Raw genomic sequence first — 26,373 nt, forward strand, 5'->3', positions numbered from 1 at the left:
AAAGGTTTCGACTAAATTAGCGCGCCTCGACAGGCTGAAAGGCTTGAAGAGATCCGGTGAAGTGTCCGAGCGGTTGAAGGAGCACGCCTGGAAAGTGTGTATACAGGAAACTGTATCAAGGGTTCGAATCCCTTCTTCACCGCCACTTTCGTAATACTGAAAACCCCTGAAAACGTTAGAGTTTTCAGGGGTTTTTTGTTTTCAACTTCCGGGTTTAGGACACTTTTAGGGCGGAATTAGCGCTTTCCATGCCGCTATGCGCCGCTGTCGCCCGACCCGAAACCCCTCCTCAGCGAAACCAGGGTCGCCATGCTTTTGGTGTCCGTGGGAACCCAGCGCCCGTAGTGCTTTTTCACCATGCTCGTATCTGAATGCCCCAGTTGGTGGGCCACCCATTCGACCGGAACATAACTGGACAGCGCCTGACTAGCGTATGGGATCCATCATCCCCATATTCCAAGCGTCCACCTGATTCCCGATGCTGCGCTCCCGATTTCTTTCTGGAGCCTGGACGGTCAGAACGATGGCTTCGTCGGTGACGTCGGGCGAGGTTTTGAAACGCTCGGCTTCGAGGCGCTCGAGCCAAAGGCAGAATCCGTTGCGCTCCCAGTACAACACCTTGATGCGATTACGGGCTTTATTGAGGAAGACGAAAAGTACCGGGTCGAACACGGCGACCTTGATATCCAGTTCGACCAGGGCAGTGAGGCCGTCGATGGGCTTTCGAAAGTCCACGGGCTTGGGGTAAAGGTAGACTTTTTCGACTTTGCTGTCGGGGCGCATCATGGCGGGCTGGCTCCAGAAAGAAATCGGGAGCACAGCATCGGGAATCAGGTGGACGGTTGGAATGTGGGGATGATGGATCCCTTACCTTCAAACCCGCAGAGCCCACAGGCCCTTCCTGCAAATCACGGCGGAGCTCCTGCCTGCACAAGGTGCGGCAAATCCAACACCAGTTTATCCATACTGAAAACCCTCAACCCCAGCTGGGTTGAGGGTTTTTTTTTGAGCGGTGGAGTGCAATTGTATCTATCTGAAGATGTCGGCCAGGTTTATGGATTCCAGATCAGATTTATTTTCAGTTTTTAGAGTTTTAAATATTTGCTTGGTGAAAGACATGGATAGATGGTTCCAGTCTTCTACCAAGTATGGTACCCCTTCGGAGTTTGACGGGCACTTAGGCTTGTTGTACCCGCAGAGGAGATCAATGACATCAACAAAGGTGTATTTCAAGCCTTTTGGGACAGCGCTTGACGTGGTAGCTTGCTTTTCTGGTGGCCAAGAGGCTCGCTCGACACAAATGTCTGGCCCGCGAGAAAAGCTGAACATGGCGCTCATGCAAGTAGCATTGATTTGTGGGTCTAGTTGGTAGTAATTTCCGAAAATGTAAGCGTGAGCCCCCGTTTTTTTCTGGAGAGTTGCTAGGATGTCAAACCTGAAAAGATTGGCTTGATATTCAAATGGTCTATGTGAGACCAAAAATATTTTTTTGACTGTTTTCAGTAGTTCGGAATTGTTTGTGTATTCTGCAAATTCCCTACAGTTTTTTTCGTAAGGTGCCGACATTGGAGTGGAGGTGATGGTTTCGTTATCAGAAGCTACTTCACAGTGTAGGAAGTTTACTGCAATAACTCTGTATTTCGAGTGGTTTATGTTTTCGTTGAGACCGACGGACCAGTTTCTGACATACGAATCCCCGATGATTAATATGGTGTCCTCGGGTGCGGGAGTGGCTTTGTAGTATTCGCTTTCTTGCGAGTCTAGAGTGAATTTTGTTTCAAGAGCTTGTTCCAGTGCTTGTGCATTCGTGCTGTAGAACTTCTGCATCCTGATCGGATAACCTTGATTCTTTTGTGTGACGAACGCAGCAAAAGCCAGAGCGGCTCCGCACATAATGATTACCGAAAGTAGGGCGGTAGATTTGAAGCCCCTTGTCTTTCTGGCTGGATTCTCGATTAGTTTGTAGGAGATAATCGAAAGTGCTGTAGTGGCCCCAATGATCATAAAGATAATGCCAGTGGGAAGGTCATGTGAATAGCGAAATTTTGCAAACGCCAAAAGAGGTTGGTGCCATAGATAAGCACTGTAGCTAATTAAGCCCATCAAAATCATTGGGCGCAAAGTTAGAAAACGGTAGGCAAGGGAATTTGGTTTTGTGAACTGGATGACTAGAACTGTACCGATGACTGTCGGCGCTGCGTAGAGAGGGATTAAGGCAGTGTCGCTGTCATAAAAAAAGAACGGTGCGGTTACCAGGATCAGGCCTAGGGGGCTCGCCCATTTCTGCAGTGGATGCGCGGGGATTTTGGCTCCCACAAGGGCAACCAAGGCACCCGTGAGTATTTCCCAGGCTCTAGCTGGTAGAAGGTAGAAAGACGCTACTTGATCGACAGAAGTTAACCAGGTTGAGAAAGCGGCACTTGCGATGAGTAGGAGTGCAATAGCCGTTACGACTATTTTCCGTCCTGACTTCCAAAGTGCAAGAATGATAAGCGGAAAAATAATGTAGTATTGTTCTTCTGCTGCGAGGCTCCATGTGTGCAAAAGTGGCTTAAGTTCAGTTGCGGTGTCGAAATATCCGCTTTGCATCCAAAACAGTATATTTGATGAAAATGTCAGGGTCGCAATCACGCTTTGAGCGAAATAATCAAGTTCCTTTGGCGGTAATAGTTTCCAGGCACCTATTGTGGTGAGTGAAATTACGCAAAGAAGAACTGGGAGTATGCGCTTGGCGCGGCGCATGTAGAAAGATCTAAGTTTGAAGGCGTTGGCTTGCTTTTCTTTGATTATGATTGAGGTTATCAAATACCCGCTGATTACAAAAAATACGTCTACTCCAAGATATCCGCCGCTAAAAGCACTGATTCCTGCATGGAAAAATATTACTGGTAGTACTGCTAGGGCGCGCAGTCCATCAATGTCAGGTCTATAGCTCAAGTGTGTTGTTTTTTTTGGAGCATCTATAACGTGCTCTACTCTCAATGATGTCACGGTACAACTCCTGATATAACTAGATCCATAATTTCAGTGCGGTTCCCAGATTTATATCTTGGATCCAAAACGGGTAATTATGACATGTCTCGGGTTGTCATTCGAGAGATTTCACAGGTAGCGATTCGCGAACCGGTAACACGGATTTGCCGTCGGCGTGTCAGCTCGGCCGAGGTTAGGACATTTTTAGGACGGAAATGGGGCCGTTCTAGCCCGCTGGTGGCCTTCGATGCGGTCAACGCATTGAGGAAAATCGGGCCTATGGCAGTTTACCGCGTCGGTTTGGCGGGTTCGAAACTCTTCTTCACCGCCACTTTCGTAAACCAAAAAGCCCCTGGAAACGACGAGTCTCCGGGGGCTTTTTGCATTCCGGCCCTTGAAGTCTGCAGTGTTCTTCCGGACCTCATCGCTGGCTTGCCAGCGATGAGGCCCGGAAGAACCCCACACCAATCAGAAGCTGAACGAAGCCGATACCCGTGCCGTTCGCGGTGCCCCCTGGAACAGATAGTTGTCCCCCAGATAATCCCCAACATCCCGCCAGTAGCGCTTGTCGAAGAGGTTATCCACGGTCAGCCGCAGCACCGTGTCGTACCCGGCGATCCGCGTGCGATAGCGGCTGCCCACGTCGAACACGGTGTAGCCGCCGGCTTCCACCGTCCCTTCCTGGTTGGCGTACTTGCTCGCGCTGTAGCGCATGCCGCCGAGCAGGGCCAGGCCGGGTACCCCAGGGATGCTGTAGTCGGCCTGCAATGCGGCGCGCAGGCGCGGGACGTTGAGGACCTGGTGGTCGTCGTAGGCGTCGGTGCCGCTGTCCTTGACCCGGGCACGGATTGCCGCGGCGCTGGCGTTGATCTGCAGGTCGGAAGTCACCCAGCCGCTGGCGCCGAGTTCCAGGCCGATATTTTTCTGTTGGCCTTGCTGCACGTAGGTGAAGTTGCCGGCGCCGTCCGGCTGCGCGTACTGGTAGGCCTGCCGCAGCTGGAACAGTGCGGCGCTGAAGCTCATGCGCTGCCAGTCGCGCTTGATGCCCAGTTCGATCTGGTGCGAGGTGGTTGGCGCAAGGATGTCCTGCCCGTTCAGGGCGAACCATGGGGCCGCGCCACCGGCGGACAGGCCCTTGCTATAGCTGGTATAGACGGAGATGTCCGGTCGCGGCTTGTAGATGAGCGCGGCATTGGGCAGGAGTTCGTATTGGCGGGTGTGGCGCAGTGACTCGCCGTCTTGGTCGAACGCCTCCTCATCCAGGCGGACCACACGGGCACCGATCACGCTTTGCCATTGCTCGGTGAAGCTGATCCGGTCGCTGAAGAAAAGACCGTACTGGCGACTATCGAGGCGTCGCTCGGAGTGGCCGAGCGGTTTGTCGGACGGTGTAACCGCTGGCGTGTCTTGATAAATGTTTGGCTGGTCAGCGATCAGTTCGGCATGTTCGTTGAACAGGGAGCGTTGATCGACAGTGCGTCGTTGTGCACTGGTTCCAACGGTTAGTTCGTGATTTACGCCCAGCGCATCGAAGCGTCCGGTCAGAGTTGCCTGCGTCTCATCGGTACGACGGGTGTCGTCCGGGCTGCGAAAGTCATAGATGTCGTAATCGCCGTTGGGACTGAAAGTGTTGCCCACACCTGGGCAATCGCTCGTGTAATAGCACCCCCACGCAAACGAACTGTAGTCATCGATCACTACCCGACTGCGCGACGCACTTAACGCCCCGGTCCACGCCTCATTGAAGCGATACTCGAAGCGCCCGCCCAGGTTCAGCGAGTCCGACTTCACCGGCTTCGCCCAATCCTGCCAGGCCAGGCGCTCCTTCGGATCGATGCCATGAGGCAGGGCGGTGCCACCGAGCAACTGGTAGCCCGGCACCGAATACTGTTCGCGGGTCTGGTACTCGACATCCAGTTGCAGCAGGGCATCCGGGCTCATCTGCCAGTCGAAGGCGAGGGAGGCGAAGTCGCGCTTGCCGTCGGCGTGGTCGACGTAGCTGCGGATATCCTCATGGGCCAGGTTGGCGCGCAGGCCGAACTGGCGCTCGCTGCCGAACCAGCCGCCAAGGTCGGTGGCGATGTAGCGCTCACCCTCCGCGCTGCCGGAAACCGTCACCGTACGCACATCCTCCGGGCGTTTGGTCACGTAGTTGATCACCCCGCCGGGCTCGGACACGCCGCTCTGCAAGCCGGACAAGCCCTTGAGCAACTCCACCTGCTGCTTGTTCTCCAGCGCCACGTTCTGTTCGCCGGTGATGGTCTGGCCGTTGATCTTGTAGCTGTGCGCCGCATCGAGGCTGAAGCCGCGCACGTTGAAGTTCTCGTAGTAGCCGATTGGCGCGTAGGACTCACCCACCGAGGCGTCGCTCTGCAGCACTTCGCTGAGCAGTCGCACCTGGCGGTCCTGCAGCAACTGCTCGGTGAACACCGATACCGAGGCCGGAGTGTCCAGCAGCGGCGCGGAGCCGAAGCCGGCGACCTGGGCCTGGCGCGGCTGGTAGCCGTCGTTCCAGCTGTCGGAAACCGTGACCGGGGCAAGGGTGACGCTGTTTTCGGCGAAAGCGTGCGGGGCGCTCAGGGCCAGGCCGACCGTGAGCAGGCTGAGGGGCAGGCGGGGGCGTTGCAGGGACATGCGGCAAAACTCCTTGAGGGCCCGCAGCGGGCGCGCCGTTATGAGTCGGCAGCTACCCCGAAGCTGAAAGCCCGGTACGGCGACAGGAAGGCGCAAAAAGGGCGCGCAAGTGCGAAAGGCTGCTGGCATTGCGCCAGAGGGCGCCGGAGCGCGGGCGCAATCTTAGCAGGGGCGACCGCGTTGCGGTGCCCCAATTGCAATAGATTCGTATCTGAAGGAATGAAGGGGTGACGCCGTAATTCAGCTTTTCGCAGACTGTTTACGGGTGCGGCTGCGCCAGTTGCCGTCCAGTTTCGACCAGGTCTTGCCGTCGGTGACCGCCAGCAGCTTGCGGCCATCCTTGAAGGTGGCGAGGAAGGTGATTTCCTCGTCCTTGCTGCCGAGCCAGAGCCCGGCGAGCAAGCCCAGCGGGCCGGCCATCAGGCAGCCGGCCATGCCCCAACCGAGGGCACTGCTCAGGTTGCGACTGGTTTCCTGGTTGGCGACTTTCATGTCCTTGATGCGGGAGAGAGCAATCTTTTCGCCCGGTGAGGGGCTGGTGGCGGTCTTGAGTGTGAGCGATCCATTGCGGTACTCGCCTTCACCTTGCAAGAAATCGCCGGACTGAACGGTGAGTCTTGTCATAAGGGTTATCCAGGTTGAGAGGGCTTTTTGACCAATCCCTACTGAGCGCTCCGGATATCCCCAAGTCAATCGCCAGGCGACGGAGGGTAGGACGTCTGTCAGACGATTCTGACTTCCATCACCTTTCTTCCCGCCAGCCACCAGATCAGCAACGCGACTGCGCCGAGGCCCAGGCCGGCGATGACGATGGCGTTCCAGCCCCAGTGCTGGAACAGCTGTGTGCCGAGCAGCGAGCCTGTCGCGCCGCCGATGAAATAGCAGGTGATGTAACCGGCGTTGAGGCGGTTGCGTGCTTCCGGACGCAGGGCGATCACTGCGTTCTGGTTGCTGACGTGGACCAGTTGCACCGCCAGGTCGAGCAGCAATACGCCGATCAACAGTGCCGCCAGTGAAGTCGGGGCGAAGGCCAGTGGTATCCACGACAGCATCTGCGCGAGCAGGCCGAAGGTGGTGCCTTGGGCGCCCTTGCCGCGGTCAGCCAGGCGCCCGCCCCAGTTCGCTGCCAGTGCCCCGGCGGCACCGGCCAGGCCGAACAGGCCGATCACGCCGTCGGAATAGTTGTAGGGCTCGGCCTTCAGCAGGAATGCCAGCGGTGTCCAGAACAGGGCAAACAGGCAGAAGGAAAATGCCCCGAGCAACGAGCGCAGGCGCAGTACTGGCTCCTCGGCGAACAGGCGGAACACCGAACCAATCAGTGCCGGATAGGCCAGCCCTGCGTGCTGCCGCCGTTGCGGTAGGGCACGCAGCAGGGCCACAGCGCTCAGGGCCATCAGGCCGGCAGCAAGCAGGTAGATGCTGCGCCAGTCGCCAAGGGTCGCCATGAAGCCTGCGGCGGTACGCGCCAGCAGGATGCCGAGCAGCAAGCCGCCCATCAGCGTGCCAACTACGCGCCCGCGTTCGGCGGGATCGCTGAGGCCGGCGGCCATCGGCACCAGCACCTGGGCCACCACCGAGAACAGCCCGGTCAGCGTGGTGCCCAGCAACAGCCACGGCAGGCTCGGGGCGAAGGCGCTTATCAACAAGCCGAGGGTGGCGATGGAAATCATGCTGACGATCAGCCGGCGCTGCTCGAACAGGTCGCCCAGCGGCGCCAGCAATAGCAGACCGGCGCCGTAGCTCAGTTGCGCGGCGATGACGATGCAGCCGGCGCGGGCCGTGCTCAGGCCGAAGTACTCGGCGATGCTGTGCAGCAGCGGTTGTGCGTAATAGTTGCTGGCCACCGCCAGGCCGACGGCGGTAGCCATCAGCAGGATCAGTGCACGGCTCAGGGGCGGCGTGGTGGTCATGGCCGTCTCCATTCAAGGGGTGAGGCGGGCAGTATGGGAAATGCACTAGGATGACGCCAACGCATCGTTTTCATCCAATCAATCTATTAAGCAGATAGATAAATGAACCTCAAACAGATCGAGTACGCCCTCGCCGTGGCCGAGACCGGCAGTTTCACCCGTGCCGCCGAGCGCTGCCACGTGGTGCAGTCGGCCCTCAGTCATCAGATCGCCCGCCTGGAAGAACAGCTTGGAGCGCAATTGTTCGAGCGCAGTTCACGATGGGTGCGCCTGACGGCGGCGGGGGAGGCCTTCGTGCCCAGCGCACGCACCGCGCTGGAGGCGGCGCGGCGCATCGCCGACGAAGTGGCGGCGGCCTGTGGCGAGTTGCGCGGGCGGTTGTCCATCGGCGAGATCAGTTCGCTGACGGAGTTGGATCTGGTCGACCTGCTGGCCGGTTTCCACCACCAGTACCCGCAGGTGGATATCCGCTGGTTGCAGGGCAAGAGCGAAGTGATGATCGGCGACGTCCGCGAGCGGCGCATGGATGTGGCGTTCATCGGTGTCTGGCCGGGCGAGTCGCTGGAAGGTGTCGAGTGGCGCCTGCTGGCCAAGGAGGAACTGATGGCGGTGTTGCCGCCGGAGCACCCGCTGGTTATCCACAAGCGCTTGTCCCTGGCGGACCTGGAAGACCAGCCTCTGGTGGACTTCCAGGCGGGCACGGGGGCGCGGCGCCAGACCGACGAGGCCTTTGCGGCCGCTGGCTTGCGGCATCGGGTGCAGTTCGAAGTGGGGACCACCCGGCTGATCGAGAAGTTCGTCCAGCGTGGCCTGGCCCTGGGCTTGGTGGCGGAGCGTATCGCGGGCGATTTCGAGCGGGTGGTGGTACGGCAGGTGAGTGATGCACCGGTGCGGCATCTGTATGCCATCTGGTCGAAGAAGCCGACGCCGGCCGCCAGTGCTTTTATCCAGTTGCTGGAGAAACATCTGGCGGCGCGGTAGTCCATCAGGCGGCGAAACCACCGTCGATGGTCAGGCTGGCGCCGGTGATGTAGGCCGCTTCCGGACCTGCCAGGTAGGCGACGAAGCTGGCGATTTCCTCGACGTGACCGTAGCGGCCGACCGCCATCAGGCCCATCAGGCTCTCGGCGAAGTCGCTGCTGGCCGGGTTCATGTCAGTGTCCACCGGGCCGGGTTGCACGTTGTTGATGGTGATTCCGCGCGGGCCGAGGTCGCGAGCCAGGCCACGGGTCAGGCCGACCAGCGCCGACTTGCTCATGGCGTAGGTGGCACCGCCGGCGAAGGGCATGCGCTCGGCGTTGGTGCTGCCGATATTGATGATGCGTCCGCCCTGGCCCATGTGGCGCACGGCGGCTTGTGTGGCGACGAAGACGCTGCGTACGTTGACTGCCACGGTGCGGTCGAAGTCCTCCAGGCTGAACTCGGCGATATCGCCGATGGCCAGCACGCCGGCGTTGTTGACCAGGATATCCAGGCCACCGAACTGCTCGGCGGTGAGATTCACGGCCATCTGCACCGCTGCGGCGTCGGAGCTGTCGGCCTTCACAGCCAGGGCCTTGCCGCCGCTCTGGCGAATTTCGTTCTGCAGCTGTTCGGCACCGGCCTGCGAGCTGACGTAGGTGAAGGCGACGGCGGCGCCCTGTTCGGCCAGGCGCTTGACGATGGCTGCGCCGATACCGCGTGAGCCACCCTGGACCAGTGCCACTTTGCCACTGAGGTTCTGTTGATTCGACATTGCTGATGCTCCTGAAAGGACAAGGCTGATTGCCTTGAGATGGGGCCCAGTATCGAGCGAGGATTACCTACTGATAATCCAATAATCGCTATAGTCTGAATAAACCATTGGTTTGGAATCCCGTGATGGAAACCTTCAGCAGCATAGAGTGCTTCTTGCGCAGCGCCGAAGTTGGCAGCTTCGCCGAAGCGGCCCGTCGCCTGAGCCTGACTCCGGCGGCGGTGGGCAAGAATGTCGCCGGGCTGGAAACGCGGCTCGGCGTGCGCCTGTTCCAGCGCAGCACCCGCAGTTTGACCCTGACCGAGGCGGGGCAATGCTTTCTCACCGAGGTGCGTGACAGCTTCCAGACTATCCAGCATGCAGTAGCCAATATTGCCAGCATCGAAGGGCAGCCGGCGGGGACGCTGAAGGTCAGCATGGGCACGGTGTTCGGGCGTTTGTATATCCTGCCGCTGTTGGGCGAGTTCCTGCGGCGCTTTCCGTCGATCACGCCGGACTGGCACTTCGATAACCGTCAGGTCGATCTGATTGCCCAGGGTTTCGATGCGGCGATTGGTGGCGGTTTCGACCTGCCGCCCGGGGTGGTGGCGCGCAAGTTGGCCCCGGCGCATCGAGTACTGGTGGCCTCGCCGAGTTACCTTGAACAGTGCGGTGCGCCGCAGCAGCCGGAAGACCTGGCGAAGGCGGACGGAATCCTCATTCGCTCACCGCAGACCGGGCGCGTGCGCTCCTGGCCGCTGACCAGCCGGGCCGGGGAGCAACGGCCGTTGGCGCTGCGCCAGCGCATGACCATGACCGACTCCGAAGCTGCCTGTGCGGCGGCGGAGCAGGGCTTGGGCGTGGCGCTGGTAAGCATGCCGTTCGCCGTGCCCTATCTGCAGCGCGGGAGCCTGTCGCGGGTATTGCCGGACTGGTATGTGGATGATGGCAACATTGCGTTGTACTACGCGCAACACAAGTTGCTGCCGGGGAAGACCCGGGCGTTCGTGGATTTCGTGATGGAACAGTTCAGGGAGCAGGGGCTGGATCGGCAGTTCGATGCGCTGGCCTGACTGGCCTCATCGCGGGCAACGCCCGCTCCCCCAATGTCCGCGGCGACGCTAAACCTTGTGGGAGCGGGCGTTGCCCGCGATGAGGCCCGAAAGAACGACCCATCATTCGACGGATATCACCTCAAGCACCTGCCGCCCGCCACCCAGGTCCACTTCATCCCCTTCGCCCTTGCCCAGCAACTGCTGCCCCAGGGGCGAGCGCGGGGTAATCACCGTCACCAGATCCGCCCCCTCGCCAATCTTCAGTCCGGCCGCTTCCGGCCCGAGAAACACCCGCTGACGGTTCCCGTCCTCATCCTCCAGCAACACCAGATTGCTCACCTGAACCCCTACCGCCGGATCGAACGCCCTCAGGCTCAGTTGCAGATAAGCTGCCCGCGCCTGACGGATCTCCTCCATGCGCCGGGCTTGTCCGGTCGCCAGGTAGGACGCTTCCAGGCTCAGGGTGTCGTACTTGTTCTCGGCGATGTTCTCTTCCGCCGTGGCCGCCTCGTAGGCGGCCTGCGCGGCGCGCTGTAGGACATCCAGGTCCACGCCCAGGCATTCGATGATGGCGTGCAGCAATTCGGTCTTGTTCATGTCAACGGCAGAACTCAAGGACATTGGCCCGGCTTTTCTCGGTCGGCGCGGTGCGATTCTGCTGCAGCCAGAACTGGCAGCGCGGGCTGGACAGGTTGCGCAGGTTTTCCTCGGCACGGTCTTGTGCATCCTGGATTTGCTGGGTCTGCAGCGCCTGTTGGTATTGCTCGAACATGTGATTCTGCTCGGGCGACTGTTCCGCTGCGCCCGGCATCCGGGCCGCCGGTGGCTGGCGCGGGGTTGCCGGGGCCGGGAGTGAGGCAGGTGGCAGCGGCTGGCTGAGTGCTGCGGTCACCGGTTCCCGTACCTGCGGAAGGAATTGCCAGGCCCCCCACAAGGTCAGGCCGATGGCGACAAAGCCGAGCCACAGGCCCAGGGCGACGCCGACGATCAACGGCAGCATTTTCGGGGACACCTTCAGTTCGCGACGACGCGCTCGGTAGGACATGGCAACCTCCTGGCCAGGACAGGGGCGGGATTGTCGCACGACGGATCGCAGCCGGCACTTTTGTCGGCAGGCGATAACCCGGACAATCAACCTTTATTGGATGGGTGGGGCAAGAGGTGCCTGATATGAAACCGACCTGGGACATCTTCTGTCGCGTTGTGGATAACTATGGCGATATCGGAGTGACCTGGCGTTTGGCCCGACAACTGGTGGCCGAGCATGACCTCACAGTGCGTCTGTGGGTCGATGAGTTGCGGGCATTCGTGCGGATCTGCCCGGAAGCTGACGAGCAGGCCGTGCGTCAGTTGCGGGCGGGTGTCGAGGTGTGCTGCTGGGATGCTGACTGGGCACCGACAGCAGTGGCCGATGTGGTCATCGGAGCCTTCGGTTGCCAGTTGCCTGCTGGATACATCGAGGCCATGGCCCAGCGTTCAGCCCCGGCGCTATGGCTGAACCTCGAGTACCTCAGTGCCGAGGACTGGGTCGAGGGCTGCCATGGCTTGCCGTCACCCCAGGCCAATGGACTGCGCAAGGTGTTCTTCTTCCCCGGCTTCACCGACCGCACCGGCGGCCTGTTGCGCGAAGCCGACCTGCTGGCCCGGCGTGATGCCTTCGACCGTGGGGCCTTCCTGCAAGAGCTGGGTATCGAGACGCAGCCTGGCGCACGGCTGTTGTCGCTGTTCGCCTACGAGAATACCGGGCTGGCCGGCTGGCTGGACGCTCTGGCTGAAGATGCCCGGCCCAACCACCTGCTGGTGCCGGAGGGGCGGATTCTCGGTGATGTCCGGGCATGGCTGGGGGAGGACGCCCTGGGCGCCGGCGATATCCATCGGCGTGGGGCGTTGACCGTGCAGATCCTGCCGTTCGTGAGCCAGGACGATTACGACCGGCTGCTGTGGAGCTGCGACTTCAACGCGGTGCGCGGCGAAGACTCCTTCGTCCGCGCGCAATGGGCAGGCCAACCGTTGCTCTGGCACATCTATGTGCAGGAGGAATACGCCCACTGGGAAAAACTCGAAGCCTTCCTCGGGCGCTACACCCAGGGCCTGGCGCCCGCCGCAGCGGCAGCGCTGGTGGAGCTGTGGCGGGCGTGGAACATGGACCGCGACATGGGCGAGGCGTGGAAACAGCTGCTGCCGCACTGGGATGAACTGGCCGCGCATGCCCGTCGCTGGTGCGCGGAACAGGCCGCTCGGCCGGACCTTGCCACGGCGCTGGTGCAGTTTTACCGAAATTGGATATGATACGCGGCCTCGATTTTTATAAATCCATCCAGATTCGGATACTTCGTAATGAAAACTGGTAAAGAGCTGAAACCCGGTACCGTACTGCGGATCGACAACGACCCGTGGCTGGTTCAGAAAGCTGAGTTCACCAAGTCGGGCCGTAACAGCGCGATCATGAAGACCAAGCTGAAGAACCTGCTGACCGGCTACAAGACCGAAACCGTCTACTTCGCCGACGACAAGCTGGACGACGTGATCCTGGATCGCAAAGAAGCGACCCTGTCGTTCATCAACGGTGATGACTATACCTTCATGGACACCACCGACTACACCATGTACGAGCTGAACGCCGAGGACATCGAGTCCGTTCTGCCGTACATCGAAGAAGGCATGCAGGATGTCTGCGAAGCCGTCTTCTTCGAAGGCCGCCTGGTTTCCGTAGAGCTGCCGACCACCATCAGCCGTCAGGTCGTCTACACCGAGAACGCTGCTCGTGGCGACACTTCCGGCAAGGTCATGAAGCCTGCCAAGCTGAAGAACGGTACCGAGATCCAGGTTGCCGACTTCATCGAGATCGACGAGTGGATCGATATCGACACCCGCGACAACACCTTCAAGGGTCGTAGCAAGAAGTAAGACTTCTTGACCGACACGAAAAACCCGGCCTTGGCCGGGTTTTTTTATGCCTGTGGATAACTCAGACGCTGACGTGCAGGCGGACGTCGACGTTGCCGCGGGTGGCGTTGGAGTACGGGCAGACCTTGTGCGCCGCATCCACCAGGGCCTGGGCGTCGGCTTGCTCGAGACCCGGGATGCTGATGCGCAGGTCGATGTCGAGACCGAAGCCGCCTTCTATCTGGCCGATGCCGACTTCGGCAGTGATCGAGGTGTCGGCAGGCAACTGGCGTTTGCTCTGCCCGGCGACGAACTTCAGGGCGCCGATGAAGCAGGCCGAGTAGCCCGCGGCGAACAGTTGCTCAGGGTTGGTCGCCGCGCCGCCGGCACCGCCGAGTTCTTTCGGGGTCGCCAGTTTCACATCGAGGATGCCGTCGCTGGAAACGGCACGGCCATCGCGGCCACCAGTGGAGGTTACAGTTGCGGTGTAGAGCGTTTTCATGGGGATTTCCTCGAACCTTGTGAGCGGTGTGCGCTGTTGGCGCTGTCTGGGTACGGGGTAAAGTTAGCGCTCAATTATTTAGTGCGCAAGATAAATTTTTGAAACTTCCTCCGAACGGTACGGCGGCGGGGTCGGCTATTGCGCCGAAAACCCCGTGCCAGAGCCGTTACAGGCTTTTTTGCAGTTGATTGCGCAACTCCAGCAATTGCGCCTGCAGGTGCTGCAGACGCTCCACTGACTGGCCGCTGGCGCCGAGAATGCAGTGCGGCACCTTGCGCGCTTTCTGTTGCAGTTCGCGGCCGGCGTCGGTGAGCTCGACGATCACCACGCGCTCGTCTTCGCGGCTGCGGGTACGCTTGAGCAGGCCCTCGGCCTCCAGGCGCTTGAGCAGGGGCGTGAGCGACCCCGGGTCGGTGAGCAGGCGCTGGCTGATCTCGCCGACGGTCAGGGCGTCCTGTTCCCACAGCACCAGCATTGCCAGGTACTGGGGATACGTCAGGCCCAGCGCTTGCAGCAGGGGCTTGTAGACCTTGGTCATCAGCAACGAGGTGGAATGCAGGGCAAAGCACACCTGGTTGTCGAGCAACAGTTCGTCGCAACTGTCTGGGGCTTGGATATCAGCGTTCATGCAAATCCTTTCTTTCTCGGATTCTTGAAGTTTAGCACGCAAGTATTTAGCGCTATCTCCAGCTCAATTCGCTCTGTAGTGCCAAATCCCAGGGTGGCACCGGACTGAATCGGCTCTTGAGGAATTCGAGCAGCAAACGGCTCCGAGAGTTCGTTTCATGTTCAAGACGAAGGGCGTAGATGCCCGTGGTTTCCGTCGGTGGCAGGCCGTTTTCGCAAAACAGCGGCAGCAGTTCGCCGCGCAGCAGGTACTCGCTGATCAGCCAGGTCGGCAGGTGGGCGATGCCGAGGCCGGCGAGGGCGCCGAACAGCAGGGTCTCGGCATTGTTGGCGGTCATGCGCATCCGTGACGGCCGGAACACGCGCATCTGGCCGTCCATTTCGAAGCGCCAGGCAAAGGGTGGGGCCAGTCCGTCCCAGTCCAGGCCATCGTGTTCCGGTAGTTCCGCAGGGCTGACCGGGACGCCGCGCTGGCGCAGGTAGGCCGGGCTGGCGCAGGCGATGCGCACCATGTAGGCCAGCGACGTCGCCACCAGCCGGGTGTCGGCCAGCGGGCCGGCGCGCAGCACCAGGTCCACCTCGCCGAGGTGGGCGCCGTGCAGGTCGACGAAGCTGTCGATCAGGCGCAGTTGTACGTCCAGGCCGGGGTAGGCGACAAGGAAGTCGGCAATCGCCGGGGCCAGATGGCGGCGTCCGAAGGCCGCTGGCGCATCGATGCGGATCAGGCCTTCCGGAGCGCAACTCAGGGACACCGCTTCGGCCCGCGCCAGACGCAATTCCTCGACGATGCGCCGGGCCCGCTCGGCGAAGGCCAGGCCAGCCTGGGTCGGGCGCACGGCGTGGGTACTGCGCACGAACAGGCGGCTGCCCACGGCGTTTTCCAGGTTATCGATGCGTCGCGCCACCGCCGAAGGCGTCAGCGGATGACGTCGGGAGGCGGCGGAAAAGCTCGCGGTCTCCAGCACATCGAGAAACAGGCCGAGCTGTTCGGTCAGGGCATCGGGGTTCATCAAATACTCGCTTGTGCGAAATAGGCAAAGCCATTGTGCGTTGCTATGCGTTTCCCCGCTAGCCCGCCGCCGGTAGCATGCCGCGATTGGTTTGACTGACGAGGCCGGCATGATCGAGTGGTTGATGTATATCGCTTTGGGCGCTGCCCTGGGCACCGTGGGGGGATTGTTCGGCATCGGTGGTGGCCTGATCGCGATTCCGGCGCTGGGCGTGCTGTTCGGTTTGGACCAGCAACTGGCACAAGGCACGGCGCTGGTGATGGTGGTGCCAAACGTGATGCTGGCTCTATGGCGCTATCACCAGCGCAACCGCATCGAGTTGCGTTATGCGTTGCCCCTGGCGGGTGCCAGCTTTCTCTTCGCCTGGCTCGGTTCAATCTGGGCGGTGGGCCTGGATGCACAGAACATGCGCATCGGCTTCATCGGTTTCCTGATCGCCCTCGCGGCCTGGAACCTGGTGCGCATGTTCATGCGCAGCACACCACCGTCCAGTGAGCTGCGCCATCCGTGGCCGTGGCTGGGCGTGCTGGGCAGTTTTGCCGGGGTCATGGGCGGGCTGTTCGGGGTCGGTGGTGCGGTTGTCGCCACGCCGGTGCTGACCAGCGTCTTTGGCACAACCCAGGTGGTCGCCCAGGGGCTGTCGCTTGCCTTGGCGTTGCCGAGTACCTCGGTGACCCTACTGACTTACGCTGTGCATCAGCATGTCGACTGGATGATGGGTATTCCCCTCGCCGTGGGTGGACTGCTCAGTATCAGTTGGGGGGTGAAGCTCGCCCATGCCATGCCGGAAAAGGCCCTACGCTCGCTGTTCTGCGGCTTCCTCGTGGTCTGTGCGCTGATGCTGGCCTTCAAGGTCTGAAAGCAGTCGCGGCCCTGCGTCGGCAGGGCTACTGTAGTGGGTCTTGCTTGCAGGGAGTCCGGCATGCCCACTACTCAATCGTTTTCCCCCGCCCAGGCGCGCCGCCTGGCGTTGTCTGCCCAGGGCTTCTCGGCCGTTGCCGGCGAGCAGTCCGCGAATACCGCGCAACTGGCGCGGATGCTGCGCCGCCTCGGCGTGGTGCAGATCGACTCGGTCAACGCCCTGGTGCGTTCTCACTACCTGCCTTTGTTTTCCCGTCTGGGTCACTATGCACCCGAACTGCTCGACCAGTTGGCCTGGGGGCGTGGTCGCCAGCGCAAGCTCTTCGAATATTGGGGGCACGAGGCATCTCTGCTGCCGCTGGAGCTTTACCCGCTGCTGCAATGGCGCATGCACCGGGCGCGTCAAGGGCAGGGCATCTATCGACAGTTGGCGGACTTCGGGCGTGAGCAGCAGGCGACCATTGCCCGGGTCCTGGCTGCGGTGACCGAGCAGGGCGCGCTGGGTGCCGGGAGCCTCTCGACTCGCGAGGAACGCGCCGGGCCCTGGTGGGACTGGAGCGCGGAAAAACACGCGCTGGAATGGCTGTTCGCCGCGGGCGAAGTGACGGTGGCGGGACGTCGCGGTTTCGAGCGCCTTTATGACTTGCCGGAGCGGGTACTGCCAGCCAGCGTGCTGGCGCAGTCGATACCCGATGAAGCCGAAGCCCAGCGCGCGCTGCTGTTGCAGGCGGCTGCGGCACTGGGCGTCGCCACCGAGAAGGACCTGCGCGACTACTTCCGCCTGACCCCGGCAGACAGCCGCGCGCGCATCGCCGAGCTGGTAGAGGATGGCCTGTTGCAGCGCTGCGAAGTTCGCGGCTGGGTGCAGCCTGCCTACTGCCTCGATACGCCGCGGGTGCCGCGCAAGGCCATCGCCAGCGCCCTGTTGTCACCCTTTGATTCGCTGGTCTGGGAGCGCGAGCGCACCGAGCGGCTGTTCGATTTCCGCTATCGCCTGGAGATCTACACCCCGGCGCACAAGCGGGTCTATGGCTACTACGTGCTGCCCTTCCTGCACCACGAGCGGATCGCCGCGAGGGTCGACCTGCGCGCCGAGCGCGCTCGGCAGCGTCTGGCGGTGCATGCCTTGCATGAAGAGGAAACGGGTCTGGACGAAGCGGGGATCGAGGCCCTGGCCGCCAGCCTGTGGCGACTGGCCGGCTGGCTGGGCCTGGAAACCGTGCAGGTCAACTGCCTGCGGACCGGCACCGCGCGCTTGCGCGAGGCGCTGGCCCGCGTGGCGATCAGCGGCGAACCTGCTTGAGGGTCTCGGCGATGAGGAAGGCCAGCTCCAGCGACTGATCGGCGTTCATCCGCGGGTCGCAGTGGGTGTGGTAGCGGTCGGACAGGCCGTCCTCGGTGATCGGTCGGGCGCCGCCGATGCATTCGGTGACGTTCTGCCCGGTCATCTCGATATGGATACCGCCGGCGTGGGTGCCCTCGGCCTGGTGCACCTGGAAGAACTGCTTCACTTCGCTGAGGATCTGCGCGAAGTCGCGAGTCTTGTAGCCACTGCTGGCCTTGATCGTGTTGCCGTGCATCGGGTCCGAGCTCCACAGCACCTGGCGCCCCTCGCGCTCGACACTGCGGATCAGGTTGGGCAGGTGGTCGCCGACCTTGTCCGCACCCATGCGCACGATCAGGTTGAGGCGACCCGGGTCGTTGGCCGGGTTGAGGATGTCGATCAGGCGAATCAGGTCCTCGGTGTTCATGCTCGGGCCGACCTTGACCCCTATCGGGTTGTTCACCCCGCGCAGGAACTCGACATGGGCGCCGTCCAGCTGACGGGTGCGATCACCGATCCAGAGCATGTGCGCCGAACAGTCGAACCAGTCGCCGGTGAGGCTGTCCTGGCGCACGAAGGCTTCCTCGTAGTTGAGCAGCAGGGCTTCGTGGGCGGTGAAGAAGCTGGTCTCGCGCAGTTGCGGCGCGGTATCCAGGCCGCAGGCACGCATGAAGGCCAGGGTTTCGTCGATGCGGTCGGCCAGTTGGCTGTATTTTTCGGCCAGGGCCGAGTTGGCGATAAAGTCCAGGTTCCACTTGTGCACCTGGTGCAGATCGGCGAAACCGCCCTGGGCGAAGGCGCGCAGCAGGTTGAGGGTGGCGGTGGCCTGGTGGTAGGACTGCAGCAGGCGCTCCGGGTCTGGCACCCGGCTCTTCTCGTCGAAGCCGATGCCATTGACGATATCGCCGCGGTAGGCGGGCAGGGTCACGCCGCCGATGGTTTCGTCACCGGACGAGCGCGGTTTGGCGAACTGGCCGGCCATGCGCCCGACCTTCACCACTGGGCAGCCGGCGGCGAATGTCATGACAATGGCCATCTGCAACAGGACCTTGAAGGTGTCGCGGATCTTCGCCGCGGAGAACTCGGCGAAGCTTTCCGCGCAATCGCCGCCCTGCAGGAGAAATGCACGGCCCTGGGTCACTTCGGCGAACTGCCGACGCAGCTCGCGGGCCTCGCCGGCGAAGACCAGCGGTGGATAACTGGCGAGGGTCTGTTCGACCTTCAGCAGGTGTGCGGCGTCGGGGTAGATCGGCTGTTGCTGGATCGGCAGGGCGCGCCAGCTAGCGGGACTCCAGGGTTGGCTCATTGTGGACTCGACAGGTCTGATTAGGACGAAAAGGCATGTCCGCCATGCTATCACCAGCCACATGCCTTGTTGCACTGCGCGCATTGACGGACAATGCCGCCTTTTGCTTGGGCAGAGAGGGTTATGACAGAGCGGGAAGAGCGGCTGCTGGCGCAGGTGCACGACCAGTTCGGCACGATCAGCGTGTACGAGGTCGAGGACTATCGCTTTCTCGAATTCGGTGAAGCGATCGAGCAGAGCTGCGTGTTCACCGCCGACCCGAGCTGGCTGGAGTACGACTACACCCGCGCCATGCTGGTCGGCGCGCTGTGCCACGAGCAGCCGGAGAGCGCGCTGTTCCTCGGCCTTGGTGCCGGTACCCTGACCCAGGCCTGCCTGAAGTTCCTGCCGCTGGAGGATGTCGAGGCTATCGAGCTGCGTCCGGACGTGCCGCGCCTGGCCATCGAGTACCTCGGCCTGGACGACGACCCGCGCCTGTATATTCGCGTCGGTGATGCCCTGGAACTGCTGCCCACGGCAGAGCCGGCGGACCTGATCTTCGTCGACCTGTACACCGATCATGGCCCTGGTGTCGGCCACCTGGCCTGGGGATTCCTGGAAAATTGCCAGAAGCGCCTCAATCCTGGCGGCTGGCTGGTGATCAACCAATGGGCCGGCGATGATGGCCGCCCCCTCGGTGCCGCGCTGTTGCGCGGGCTGTATTCGCGGCATTACTGGGAGCTGCCGGTGAAGGAGGGCAACGTCATCCTGCTGGTGCCCGCCGACCTCGACCAGACCCTCGACGAAGCCGGGCTGCGCGCCCGCGCCGAGGCTCTGGCGCCGCGCCTAGGCTACTCCCTGAACCCCTTGATCGAGGTGATCCGCCCGGCGTCCTGAGTAAATCGTTTCAGCCAGTCAGCCCCCGTGTCAGGCATCACAGGGGCCTTGGAGATCGACAAGGCTTGTCGTTCCAAGGCTTGCGGTCGTCGTTTTCCGAAAAAAAGCTCTCACCGGAACCGCGAATTCAGGTATGATGCGCGCCGGTCTTTTAACGGACCTCGTTTAGGTAGTGCAATTCCCCGAAGCCAGCTTCGGCTGCGCGTCCGCATCGCGGACTCTTCTTAGACGTTCTTTTTTATCTTCAATCGTTTTCGCAAATCCCCGCCGACAAAGCTGCCAGGGTGACCTTCGGGTCTTACAAGGCATGCGCAGCTTTGGAGCATGGGTCTTTGCGGATGCACTTAGAGGCAGACCCATGACCCAGGAAACCGGCGGCTTCGCCGCTCTCGATCTTCATCCAAGTATTGTTGCTGCCGTACTGGCTACTGGCTACGAAGAGCCATCCGCCATTCAACAACAATCGATTCCGATCATTCTCGCCGGTCATGACATGATCGGTCAGGCGCAGACCGGTACCGGTAAAACCGCCGCCTTCGCCCTGCCCATCCTGAATCGCATCGACCCGAGCAAGCGCGAGCCGCAAGCCCTGATCCTGGCGCCAACCCGTGAGTTGGCGCTGCAAGTAGCTACCGCATTCGAAACCTACGCCAAGCAGATGCCGGGCGTGACCGTGGTAGCCGTATACGGTGGTGCCCCGATGGGCCCACAACTGAAAGCCATCCGCAACGGCGCGCAAATCGTCGTCGCTACCCCTGGCCGTCTGTGCGACCACCTGCGTCGCGACGAGAAAGTCCTGGCTACCGTCAACCACCTGGTGCTCGACGAAGCCGACGAGATGCTCAAGCTGGGCTTCATGGATGACCTCGAAGTGATCTTCAAGGCCATGCCGGAAAGCCGTCAGACCGTACTGTTCTCGGCCACCCTGCCTGCATCGATCCGTGCCATCGCCGAGCGCCACCTGCGCGAGCCGAAGCATGTCAAGATCCAGAGCAAGACCCAGACCGTGACCGCCATCGAGCAGGCGCACCTGATGGTCCACGCCGACCAGAAGGTTTCCGCTGTCCTGCGTCTGCTGGAAGTCGAGGAATTCGACGCGCTGATCGCCTTCGTGCGTACCAAGCAGGCCACCCTGGACCTGGCCAGCGCCCTGGAAGCCAAAGGCTACAAGGCTGCTGCGCTGAACGGTGACATCGCCCAGAACCAGCGTGAGCGCGTGATCGACTCGCTCAAGGACGGTCGCCTGGATATCGTCGTCGCTACCGACGTCGCTGCCCGTGGTCTGGACGTGCCGCGCATCACCCACGTGTTCAACGTCGACATGCCGTACGATCCGGAGTCCTACGTCCACCGTATCGGCCGTACCGGCCGTGCCGGTCGCGAAGGCCGTGCGCTGCTGCTGGTCACTCCGCGCGAGCGCCGCATGCTGCAGGTGATCGAGCGTGTGACCGGTCAGAAAGTCGCCGAAGTCCGCCTGCCGAACGCCCAGGCTGTTCTCGATGCCCGCATCAAGAAGCTGACCAACAGCCTTGCGCCGCTGGTTGCCGACGCCGAAGCGAGCCACGGCGACCTGCTGGACCGCCTGACCGCCGACATCGGTTGCAGCCCGCGTGCCCTGGCCGCGGCCCTGCTGCGCAAAGCTACCAACGGTCAGGCTCTGACCCTGGAAGCCGTCGAAAAAGAACAGCCGCTGGTTCCGACCTACACCCCGCGCGAGCGTACCGGTGAGCGTTCCGAGCGCAGTGGTGGCGAGCGTGAGCGTCGTGCGCCGCTGCCGCTGGCCGAAGGTCGTGCCCGTTGCCGTACCGCGCTGGGCGCGCGTGACGGTATCGCGGCGAAGAACCTGCTGGGTGCCATCCTCAACGAAGGCGGCCTGGCCCGCGAAGCCATCGGCCGTATCCAGGTCCGTGACAGCTTCAGCCTGGTCGAGCTGCCGGAAGAAGGTCTGGAGCGCCTGCTGGCCAAGCTCAAGGACACCCGCGTTGCCGGCAAGCAGCTGAAGCTGCGTCGTTATCGCGAGGACTGATCCTCGAGCAATGAAAAATCCCCGACTGGTTCGGGGATTTTTTTTGCCTGTTCTACAGCCATGGCATGCACTGCGAACCTTGTGGGAGCGGGCGTTGCCCGCGATGAGTCCCTCAGGGGCTGCCTCAATCGAAGCGATAGATATCCATCCCCAAGGCCCCGAGGGTAAACCCCTGGTGCTCGATGCCGAACCGCTCCCCGGCACCCCGGGCGAAATACAGCGGCAACAGATGCTCATCACTCGGATGGTTGCGCACCGCGAACGGCGCCTCCCGACGATAGTCGAGCAGTGCGGCGCTGTCGTTGGCCGCCAGCTTCTCCACCACCCAGTCACGGAACGCCAGGGCCCAAGGTGCGGCGTCGTCGCCTTTTGCCCGCCAGTCCAGCTCGCCGAGGTTGTGGGTGATACTACCCGAGCCGATCAGCAGGATGCCTTCCCCGCGCAGCGCCGCCAGTGCCCTTCCGACCCGTTCCTGGAATGCAGGCCCGAGCAGGCTGGGCAGGGAAACCTGCACCACAGGGATATCCGCCTGTGGATACATCAGTGACAGCGGCACCCAGGCGCCATGGTCGAACGGTCGTTTCGGGTCCAGGCCGGTGCGCATACCCGCGTCGTTGAGCATGCCGGCGATCCGCTCGGCCAGCTCCGGCTCTCCGGGCGCCGGGTATTGCACGGCGAACAGTGCAGGTGGGAAGCCACCGAAATCATGCCAGGTGGCCGGGCGCGGCGAACTCGCCACCCACAGGTCATGACTTTCCCAATGTGCGGAAACCACGACTATGGCTTTGGGGCGTGGCAGGCTGGCGGCCAGGCGGGCGAGGGCGGGGCCACTTTCGCCCGGTTCCAGGGCCAGCATTGGCGATCCATGAGAGATGAACAGGCTGGGGAGCATCGCGAAAGTCCTGAAGGAGTATGATGGTCACCATCTTCAGGCAGATCATTGATCTAATTCCAATATAAGTTTTAGCAGTATTTGATCGAAATCTTCGAGGTCGGCATGCAGGCGGATTTTTGGCACAAGCGCTGGGAGCGCAATCAGATCGGTTTCCATCAGGACCAGGTGAATCCTTACTTGGTCCGTTACTGGCCGGAACTCGGGATCGCTCCCGGTAGTCGGGTGCTGGTGCCGTTGTGCGGCAAGAGTCTGGATCTGGCCTGGCTGGCGGGGCAGGGCTTGCGGGTGCTCGGCGTGGAGTTGTCGCAGCGCGCGGTGGAGGACTTCTTCACGGAGCAGCAGTTGCAGCCGGAGCGCTTCCAGCACGGTGCGTTCGATTGTTATCGCAGCGAAGGCGTGGAGATCTGGTGTGGTGATTTCTTTCAACTGAGTGCCGAGGACCTGGCAGATTGTGTGGGCTTGTATGATCGCGCCGCGCTGATTGCCCTGCCGCCGGAGATGCGCCAGCGCTACGCGGCGCAGCTCAATGCGTTGCTGCCGCAGGGCTGTCGGGGTGTGCTGGTGACCATGGACTACGATCAGTCGAAGCTGGACGGGCCGCCTTTCGCGGTGCCGGATGATGAAGCCCGGTTGCTGTTTGCCGGTCGCTGGCAGGTCAGCGGGGAAGATGAGCAGGACATTCTTGGCGAGAGCTGGAAGTTCGTGCAGGCGGGTGTTGATCGTCTGCTGGAGCGGGTCTACACCCTGCGAGGCTGAACAAGTAACGCGGTCCTCGTAGGAGCAGGCAGGTCAGCCCAGGGTTCGTGTCGTTTTGCAGATTTTCGTGAATGAAAAAGCCCGCCGAAGCGGGCTTTCTTGTTGCGGGTATCGATTAACCGCGGCGACGCAGCGCTTCAATGCGCTCTTCCAGCGGTGGGTGGCTCATCAGCAGGCCTGCCAGGCCCTGCTTGAGGCCGCCGTTGATGCCGAAGGCGCTCAGGGTGCTCGGCATCTGGACCGGCACGCCCTGTTCCGAACGCAGGCGCTGCAAGGCGCTGATCATCGCCCCGGTGCCGGCCAGGCGGGCGCCGGCGTCGTCGGCGCGGTACTCGCGTTTGCGCGAGAACCACATGACGATGATGCTGGCGAGGATGCCCAGGATCAGCTCGGCGACGATGGTCGCGACGTAGTAGGCGATGCCCTGGCCTTCCTCGTTCTTGAAGATCACCTTGTCGACGAAGTTGCCGATGATTCGTGCGAAGAACATCACGAAGGTGTTCACCACGCCCTGGATCAGTGCCATGGTGACCATGTCGCCGTTGGCAACGTGGCCGATTTCGTGAGCCAGCACGGCACGCACTTCATCGGGGGAAAACCGTTCGAGCAGGCCCTGGCTGACGGCGACCAGCGCATCGTTGCGATTCCAGCCGGTGGCGAAGGCGTTGGCCTCGTAGGCCGGGAAGATACCCACTTCCGGCATCTTGATGCCGGCTTCGCGGGACAGTTCCTCGACGGTCTGCAGCAGCCATTGCTCGTGACGGGTGCGCGGCTGGCTGATGATCTGGGTACCGGTGCTCATCTTCGCCATCCACTTGGAGATGAACAGCGAAATCAGCGAACCGGCGAAGCCGAAGACGGCACAGAACACCAGCAACGAGTCGAGCTTGAGGTCAACCCCGTTTGCCGCCATGAACCCGTTGAAGCCGAAAAGGCTCAGGGTGATGCTGGCAATCAGCACGACCGCAAGGTTGGTGGCCACAAACAGCAAAATGCGCATCATGGTTGTTACGTTCTCCTGACGGATAAATATGTAGCGTATGCGGGTATATAAGGTGCGCGCCTTGGTGATTCAACCAGGCGACTATTTCAAACTGTGTACGCGCCAAACAGACAGACACGCCAGTCCAACCCGCGGTTCAGAGCCGCGGGTAGGAAAATGCGAAAGGAGAGTGGTCGATACCTGCGACGTTTCAGACACAGGTATGACTGTAGGCTATTGCTTGTAGGTCTTCAGGAAATTTCCGATGCGGCCAATGGCCTGCTCCAGGTCGTCGACCCGTGGCAGGGTCACCACGCGGAAGTGGTCCGGGGTCGGCCAGTTGAAGGCGGTGCCCTGGACGATCAGCAGCTTTTCCGAGAGCAGCAGGTCAAGGACGAATTTCTCGTCGTTGAAGATCGGGCACACCTTCGGATCGATCTTCGGGAAGGCGTACAGCGCGCCCATCGGCTTGACGCAACTGACGCCGGGAATGTCGTTGAGCAGTTCCCAGGTGCGGTTGCGCTGTTCCAGCAGGCGACCCTGTGGCAGGACCAGGTCGTTGATGCTCTGGTAGCCGCCGAGGGCGGTCTGGATCGCGTGCTGCGACGGCACGTTGGCACACAGCCGCATGTTGGCCAGGATGTCGAGGCCTTCGATGTAGCTCTGGGCGTGCTGCTTGGGCCCGGAGATGATCAGCCAGCCGGAGCGGAAGCCGGCCACGCGATAGGACTTGGACAGGCCGTTGAAGGTCAGGCAGAGCAGGTCCGGGGCCAGCGAGGCGCTGCTGACGTGGATGGCGCCGTCGTAGAGGATCTTGTCGTAGATCTCGTCGGAGAACACCACCAGGTTGTGCTGGCGGGCGATTTCCAGCATGCCCAGCAGGACTTCGCGGGAGTACACCGAGCCGGTCGGATTGTTCGGGTTGATGATCACCATGGCCTTGGTGTTCGGGGTGATCTTGGCCTTGATGTCTTCCAGGTCGGGGAACCAGTCGGCTTGCTCGTCGCACAGGTAGTGCACGGCCTTGCCGCCGGCCAGGCTCACCGCGGCGGTCCACAGCGGGTAGTCGGGGGCCGGGATCAGCACTTCGTCGCTGTTGTTGAGCAGGGCCTGCATCGACATCACGATCAGCTCGGACACGCCGTTGCCGAGGTAGATATCCTCGATGCCGACGCCTTCGATCTGCTTCTGCTGGCAGTACTGCATTACCGCTTTGCGCGCGCTGAACAGGCCCTTGGAGTCACTGTAGCCCTGGGCGGTCGGCAGGTTGCGGATCACGTCCTGGAGGATTTCCTCCGGCGCCTCGAAACCGAAGGGTGCCGGGTTGCCGATGTTCAGCTTGAGGACGCGGTGGCCTTCCTCTTCCAGACGCTTGGCGTGCTTGAGCACCGGGCCGCGGATGTCGTAGCAGACATTGGCGAGCTTGTTCGATTTGCTGACCTGCATGATGTGATCCCGATAAGAAAAGATCGCCGCCTACTACGCGGTGAAAAGGTTTGATATGCGAGTAAGACGGGTGCCAGACTGATGTCTGAATTGAGGCGCAATAATACGTCTCGCCCGTGCCGACGAAAAGAAGCAGCACGGGCTTTTTGATTTGCCGAGGCCTGCCGATGGAAAAGCTAGAGAAAACCCTTGAAGAATGGCGCGAGATGCTCGATCCCGCGCAATATCAGGTGTGCCGCCTGAAGGGCACCGAGCGGCCGTTCAGCGGAAAGTACAATTCGACCAAGACCGACGGTGTCTATCACTGCATCTGTTGCGACGCGCCGCTGTTCGACTCCCGTGCCAAGTTCGACTCCGGCTGTGGCTGGCCGAGCTTCTACGAGCCGATCGAGGACAGCGCGATGATCGAGATCCGCGACACCTCCCACGGCATGATCCGTACCGAAGTCACCTGCGCCCGCTGCGACGCGCACCTGGGCCATGTATTTCCCGACGGGCCGCCGCCGACCGGCCTGCGTTACTGCATCAACTCGGTGTGTCTGGACCTGAAGGCGCGTTGACGCGCGTCCTTCATCACTACAAGGAGCGCG

General features: G+C 61.6%; 25 protein-coding genes and 1 tRNA gene. 11 read left to right on the top strand and 15 right to left on the bottom strand.

Features of this window, described 5'->3' with window-relative positions:
- Window positions 1-55 precede the first annotated feature (55 nt).
- Window positions 56-145: transfer RNA gene (locus tag AC5QPF_RS08710), tRNA-Ser, on the top strand.
- A gap of 281 nt (window positions 146-426) precedes the next feature.
- Here AC5QPF_RS08710 and tnpB read toward each other — a convergent pair.
- From tnpB to AC5QPF_RS08735, 5 genes are all read right to left on the bottom strand, one after another.
- Entirely contained in the window at window positions 427-786 is a 360-nt protein-coding gene (tnpB, locus tag AC5QPF_RS08715; RefSeq protein WP_494962845.1) for an IS66 family insertion sequence element accessory protein TnpB, read from the bottom strand.
- A 243-nt stretch (window positions 787-1,029) separates the two neighbouring features.
- Complete coding sequence (locus AC5QPF_RS08720) at window positions 1,030-2,991, bottom strand: acyltransferase family protein (protein WP_494962846.1); 1,962 nt, start codon at window positions 2,989-2,991, stop codon at window positions 1,030-1,032.
- A 450-nt stretch (window positions 2,992-3,441) separates the two neighbouring features.
- Window positions 3,442-5,607 carry a TonB-dependent siderophore receptor gene (locus AC5QPF_RS08725; RefSeq protein ID WP_494962847.1) on the bottom strand — a complete coding sequence of 722 codons (2,166 nt, stop codon included), beginning with the start codon at window positions 5,605-5,607 and terminating at the stop codon, window positions 3,442-3,444.
- Between the two features lie 240 nt (window positions 5,608-5,847).
- Complete coding sequence (locus AC5QPF_RS08730) at window positions 5,848-6,231, bottom strand: hypothetical protein (RefSeq protein WP_494962848.1); 384 nt, start codon at window positions 6,229-6,231, stop codon at window positions 5,848-5,850.
- Between the two features lie 98 nt (window positions 6,232-6,329).
- Window positions 6,330-7,517, bottom strand: coding sequence for an MFS transporter (locus AC5QPF_RS08735; protein ID WP_494962849.1), 1,188 nt, complete (start codon window positions 7,515-7,517; stop codon window positions 6,330-6,332).
- A 102-nt stretch (window positions 7,518-7,619) separates the two neighbouring features.
- On the opposite strand from AC5QPF_RS08735, the gene AC5QPF_RS08740 reads away from it, so the two are divergent.
- Entirely contained in the window at window positions 7,620-8,498 is an 879-nt protein-coding gene (locus AC5QPF_RS08740; RefSeq protein WP_494962850.1) for a LysR substrate-binding domain-containing protein, read from the top strand.
- Between the two features lie 4 nt (window positions 8,499-8,502).
- Here AC5QPF_RS08740 and AC5QPF_RS08745 read toward each other — a convergent pair whose 3' ends face one another.
- On the bottom strand, window positions 8,503-9,252 hold the full coding sequence (locus tag AC5QPF_RS08745; RefSeq protein ID WP_494962851.1) for an SDR family oxidoreductase: 750 nt from the start codon (window positions 9,250-9,252) through the stop codon (window positions 8,503-8,505).
- 125 nt (window positions 9,253-9,377) lie between these two features.
- Between AC5QPF_RS08745 and AC5QPF_RS08750 the strand changes: the two genes are divergently transcribed.
- On the top strand, window positions 9,378-10,304 hold the full coding sequence (locus AC5QPF_RS08750; protein WP_494962852.1) for a LysR substrate-binding domain-containing protein: 927 nt from the start codon (window positions 9,378-9,380) through the stop codon (window positions 10,302-10,304).
- Between the two features lie 102 nt (window positions 10,305-10,406).
- On the opposite strand, the gene AC5QPF_RS08755 is transcribed toward AC5QPF_RS08750, so the two are convergent.
- The gene (locus tag AC5QPF_RS08755; RefSeq protein WP_494962853.1) at window positions 10,407-10,883 is read right to left on the bottom strand and encodes a transcription elongation factor GreAB; all 477 of its coding nucleotides are present in this window, start codon (window positions 10,881-10,883) and stop codon (window positions 10,407-10,409) included.
- A 1-nt stretch (window position 10,884) separates the two neighbouring features.
- Entirely contained in the window at window positions 10,885-11,331 is a 447-nt protein-coding gene (locus AC5QPF_RS08760) for a hypothetical protein (RefSeq protein ID WP_494962854.1), read from the bottom strand.
- 125 nt (window positions 11,332-11,456) lie between these two features.
- Between AC5QPF_RS08760 and earP the strand changes: the two genes are divergently transcribed.
- Both earP and efp read left to right on the top strand, forming a co-directional pair.
- Window positions 11,457-12,575, top strand: a complete 1,119-nt coding sequence (earP, locus tag AC5QPF_RS08765) for an elongation factor P maturation arginine rhamnosyltransferase EarP (protein WP_494962855.1) — start codon at window positions 11,457-11,459, stop codon at window positions 12,573-12,575.
- A gap of 48 nt (window positions 12,576-12,623) precedes the next feature.
- A complete protein-coding gene (efp, locus tag AC5QPF_RS08770) occupies window positions 12,624-13,193 on the top strand; it encodes an elongation factor P (protein ID WP_494962856.1) in 570 nt (189 codons plus the stop codon).
- A 61-nt stretch (window positions 13,194-13,254) separates the two neighbouring features.
- Here the strand turns inward: efp and AC5QPF_RS08775 are convergent, their stop codons facing one another.
- The 3 genes from AC5QPF_RS08775 to AC5QPF_RS08785 all read right to left on the bottom strand — a co-directional run bounded on the left by AC5QPF_RS08775 (window position 13,255) and on the right by AC5QPF_RS08785 (window position 15,311).
- Window positions 13,255-13,674: an Ohr family peroxiredoxin gene (locus AC5QPF_RS08775; protein ID WP_494962857.1), complete on the bottom strand. Its 420-nt coding sequence runs from the start codon at window positions 13,672-13,674 to the stop codon at window positions 13,255-13,257.
- Window positions 13,675-13,840: 166 nt separating this feature from the next.
- Window positions 13,841-14,302 carry a transcriptional regulator, SarA/Rot family gene (locus AC5QPF_RS08780; protein WP_494962858.1) on the bottom strand — a complete coding sequence of 154 codons (462 nt, stop codon included), beginning with the start codon at window positions 14,300-14,302 and terminating at the stop codon, window positions 13,841-13,843.
- A 52-nt stretch (window positions 14,303-14,354) separates the two neighbouring features.
- Window positions 14,355-15,311: a LysR substrate-binding domain-containing protein gene (locus tag AC5QPF_RS08785; protein ID WP_494962859.1), complete on the bottom strand. Its 957-nt coding sequence runs from the start codon at window positions 15,309-15,311 to the stop codon at window positions 14,355-14,357.
- Window positions 15,312-15,420: 109 nt separating this feature from the next.
- Here AC5QPF_RS08785 and AC5QPF_RS08790 point away from each other — a divergent pair, with 109 nt between their 5' ends.
- Both AC5QPF_RS08790 and AC5QPF_RS08795 read left to right on the top strand, forming a co-directional pair.
- Window positions 15,421-16,170, top strand: coding sequence for a TSUP family transporter (locus AC5QPF_RS08790; protein ID WP_494962860.1), 750 nt, complete (start codon window positions 15,421-15,423; stop codon window positions 16,168-16,170).
- 63 nt (window positions 16,171-16,233) lie between these two features.
- Window positions 16,234-17,475 (top strand): DNA glycosylase AlkZ-like family protein, encoded by a 1,242-nt coding sequence (locus AC5QPF_RS08795; protein WP_494962861.1) that lies wholly within the window; start codon window positions 16,234-16,236, stop codon window positions 17,473-17,475.
- Here the strand turns inward: AC5QPF_RS08795 and AC5QPF_RS08800 are convergent.
- Window positions 17,456-18,802 carry a class II 3-deoxy-7-phosphoheptulonate synthase gene (locus AC5QPF_RS08800; RefSeq protein WP_494962862.1) on the bottom strand — a complete coding sequence of 449 codons (1,347 nt, stop codon included), beginning with the start codon at window positions 18,800-18,802 and terminating at the stop codon, window positions 17,456-17,458. The two genes, AC5QPF_RS08795 and AC5QPF_RS08800, sit on opposite strands and share 20 nt — an antisense overlap.
- Window positions 18,803-18,925: 123 nt before the next feature.
- Between AC5QPF_RS08800 and AC5QPF_RS08805 the strand changes: the two genes are divergently transcribed.
- Window positions 18,926-19,678 carry a spermidine synthase gene (locus AC5QPF_RS08805; protein WP_458975789.1) on the top strand — a complete coding sequence of 251 codons (753 nt, stop codon included), beginning with the start codon at window positions 18,926-18,928 and terminating at the stop codon, window positions 19,676-19,678.
- A gap of 358 nt (window positions 19,679-20,036) precedes the next feature.
- Window positions 20,037-21,704: a DEAD/DEAH box helicase gene (locus AC5QPF_RS08810; protein ID WP_494962863.1), complete on the top strand. Its 1,668-nt coding sequence runs from the start codon at window positions 20,037-20,039 to the stop codon at window positions 21,702-21,704.
- A 124-nt stretch (window positions 21,705-21,828) separates the two neighbouring features.
- Here AC5QPF_RS08810 and AC5QPF_RS08815 read toward each other — a convergent pair whose 3' ends face one another.
- Window positions 21,829-22,596 (bottom strand): DODA-type extradiol aromatic ring-opening family dioxygenase, encoded by a 768-nt coding sequence (locus AC5QPF_RS08815; RefSeq protein ID WP_494962864.1) that lies wholly within the window; start codon window positions 22,594-22,596, stop codon window positions 21,829-21,831.
- 105 nt (window positions 22,597-22,701) lie between these two features.
- Between AC5QPF_RS08815 and AC5QPF_RS08820 the strand changes: the two genes are divergently transcribed.
- Window positions 22,702-23,355 (top strand): thiopurine S-methyltransferase, encoded by a 654-nt coding sequence (locus AC5QPF_RS08820; RefSeq protein ID WP_494962865.1) that lies wholly within the window; start codon window positions 22,702-22,704, stop codon window positions 23,353-23,355.
- Window positions 23,356-23,470: 115 nt separating this feature from the next.
- On the opposite strand, the gene htpX is transcribed toward AC5QPF_RS08820, so the two are convergent.
- A complete protein-coding gene (gene htpX / locus AC5QPF_RS08825; protein WP_330076505.1) occupies window positions 23,471-24,358 on the bottom strand; it encodes a protease HtpX in 888 nt (295 codons plus the stop codon).
- A gap of 213 nt (window positions 24,359-24,571) precedes the next feature.
- Window positions 24,572-25,783, bottom strand: a complete 1,212-nt coding sequence (locus AC5QPF_RS08830; RefSeq protein WP_494962866.1) for an aminotransferase class I/II-fold pyridoxal phosphate-dependent enzyme — start codon at window positions 25,781-25,783, stop codon at window positions 24,572-24,574.
- 167 nt (window positions 25,784-25,950) lie between these two features.
- On the opposite strand from AC5QPF_RS08830, the gene msrB reads away from it, so the two are divergent.
- Window positions 25,951-26,343 carry a peptide-methionine (R)-S-oxide reductase MsrB gene (msrB, locus tag AC5QPF_RS08835; RefSeq protein ID WP_458975793.1) on the top strand — a complete coding sequence of 131 codons (393 nt, stop codon included), beginning with the start codon at window positions 25,951-25,953 and terminating at the stop codon, window positions 26,341-26,343.
- Window positions 26,344-26,373 lie beyond the last annotated feature (30 nt).

Source organism: Pseudomonas sp. Con_6, assembly GCF_059379395.1.

What these genes read in the sequence shown, in the direction of transcription:
- AC5QPF_RS08735 (WP_494962849.1), bottom strand. Translation starts at nt 7,517, where the DNA reads ATGACCACCACGCCGCCCCTGAGCCGTGCACTGATCCTGCTGATGGCT.
- AC5QPF_RS08830 (WP_494962866.1), bottom strand. Translation starts at nt 25,783, where the DNA reads ATGCAGGTCAGCAAATCGAACAAGCTCGCCAATGTCTGCTACGACATC.
- AC5QPF_RS08780 (WP_494962858.1), bottom strand. Translation starts at nt 14,302, where the DNA reads ATGAACGCTGATATCCAAGCCCCAGACAGTTGCGACGAACTGTTGCTC.
- AC5QPF_RS08745 (WP_494962851.1), bottom strand. Translation starts at nt 9,252, where the DNA reads ATGTCGAATCAACAGAACCTCAGTGGCAAAGTGGCACTGGTCCAGGGT.
- AC5QPF_RS08740 (WP_494962850.1), top strand. Translation starts at nt 7,620, where the DNA reads ATGAACCTCAAACAGATCGAGTACGCCCTCGCCGTGGCCGAGACCGGC.
- msrB (WP_458975793.1), top strand. Translation starts at nt 25,951, where the DNA reads ATGGAAAAGCTAGAGAAAACCCTTGAAGAATGGCGCGAGATGCTCGAT.
- efp (WP_494962856.1), top strand. Translation starts at nt 12,624, where the DNA reads ATGAAAACTGGTAAAGAGCTGAAACCCGGTACCGTACTGCGGATCGAC.
- AC5QPF_RS08775 (WP_494962857.1), bottom strand. Translation starts at nt 13,674, where the DNA reads ATGAAAACGCTCTACACCGCAACTGTAACCTCCACTGGTGGCCGCGAT.
- AC5QPF_RS08760 (WP_494962854.1), bottom strand. Translation starts at nt 11,331, where the DNA reads ATGTCCTACCGAGCGCGTCGTCGCGAACTGAAGGTGTCCCCGAAAATG.
- AC5QPF_RS08795 (WP_494962861.1), top strand. Translation starts at nt 16,234, where the DNA reads ATGCCCACTACTCAATCGTTTTCCCCCGCCCAGGCGCGCCGCCTGGCG.
- htpX (WP_330076505.1), bottom strand. Translation starts at nt 24,358, where the DNA reads ATGATGCGCATTTTGCTGTTTGTGGCCACCAACCTTGCGGTCGTGCTG.
- earP (WP_494962855.1), top strand. Translation starts at nt 11,457, where the DNA reads ATGAAACCGACCTGGGACATCTTCTGTCGCGTTGTGGATAACTATGGC.
- AC5QPF_RS08810 (WP_494962863.1), top strand. Translation starts at nt 20,037, where the DNA reads ATGACCCAGGAAACCGGCGGCTTCGCCGCTCTCGATCTTCATCCAAGT.
- AC5QPF_RS08730 (WP_494962848.1), bottom strand. Translation starts at nt 6,231, where the DNA reads ATGACAAGACTCACCGTTCAGTCCGGCGATTTCTTGCAAGGTGAAGGC.
- AC5QPF_RS08785 (WP_494962859.1), bottom strand. Translation starts at nt 15,311, where the DNA reads ATGAACCCCGATGCCCTGACCGAACAGCTCGGCCTGTTTCTCGATGTG.
- AC5QPF_RS08790 (WP_494962860.1), top strand. Translation starts at nt 15,421, where the DNA reads ATGATCGAGTGGTTGATGTATATCGCTTTGGGCGCTGCCCTGGGCACC.
- AC5QPF_RS08800 (WP_494962862.1), bottom strand. Translation starts at nt 18,802, where the DNA reads ATGAGCCAACCCTGGAGTCCCGCTAGCTGGCGCGCCCTGCCGATCCAG.
- tnpB (WP_494962845.1), bottom strand. Translation starts at nt 786, where the DNA reads ATGATGCGCCCCGACAGCAAAGTCGAAAAAGTCTACCTTTACCCCAAG.
- AC5QPF_RS08805 (WP_458975789.1), top strand. Translation starts at nt 18,926, where the DNA reads ATGACAGAGCGGGAAGAGCGGCTGCTGGCGCAGGTGCACGACCAGTTC.
- AC5QPF_RS08820 (WP_494962865.1), top strand. Translation starts at nt 22,702, where the DNA reads ATGCAGGCGGATTTTTGGCACAAGCGCTGGGAGCGCAATCAGATCGGT.
- AC5QPF_RS08750 (WP_494962852.1), top strand. Translation starts at nt 9,378, where the DNA reads ATGGAAACCTTCAGCAGCATAGAGTGCTTCTTGCGCAGCGCCGAAGTT.
- AC5QPF_RS08725 (WP_494962847.1), bottom strand. Translation starts at nt 5,607, where the DNA reads ATGTCCCTGCAACGCCCCCGCCTGCCCCTCAGCCTGCTCACGGTCGGC.
- AC5QPF_RS08815 (WP_494962864.1), bottom strand. Translation starts at nt 22,596, where the DNA reads ATGCTCCCCAGCCTGTTCATCTCTCATGGATCGCCAATGCTGGCCCTG.
- AC5QPF_RS08755 (WP_494962853.1), bottom strand. Translation starts at nt 10,883, where the DNA reads ATGAACAAGACCGAATTGCTGCACGCCATCATCGAATGCCTGGGCGTG.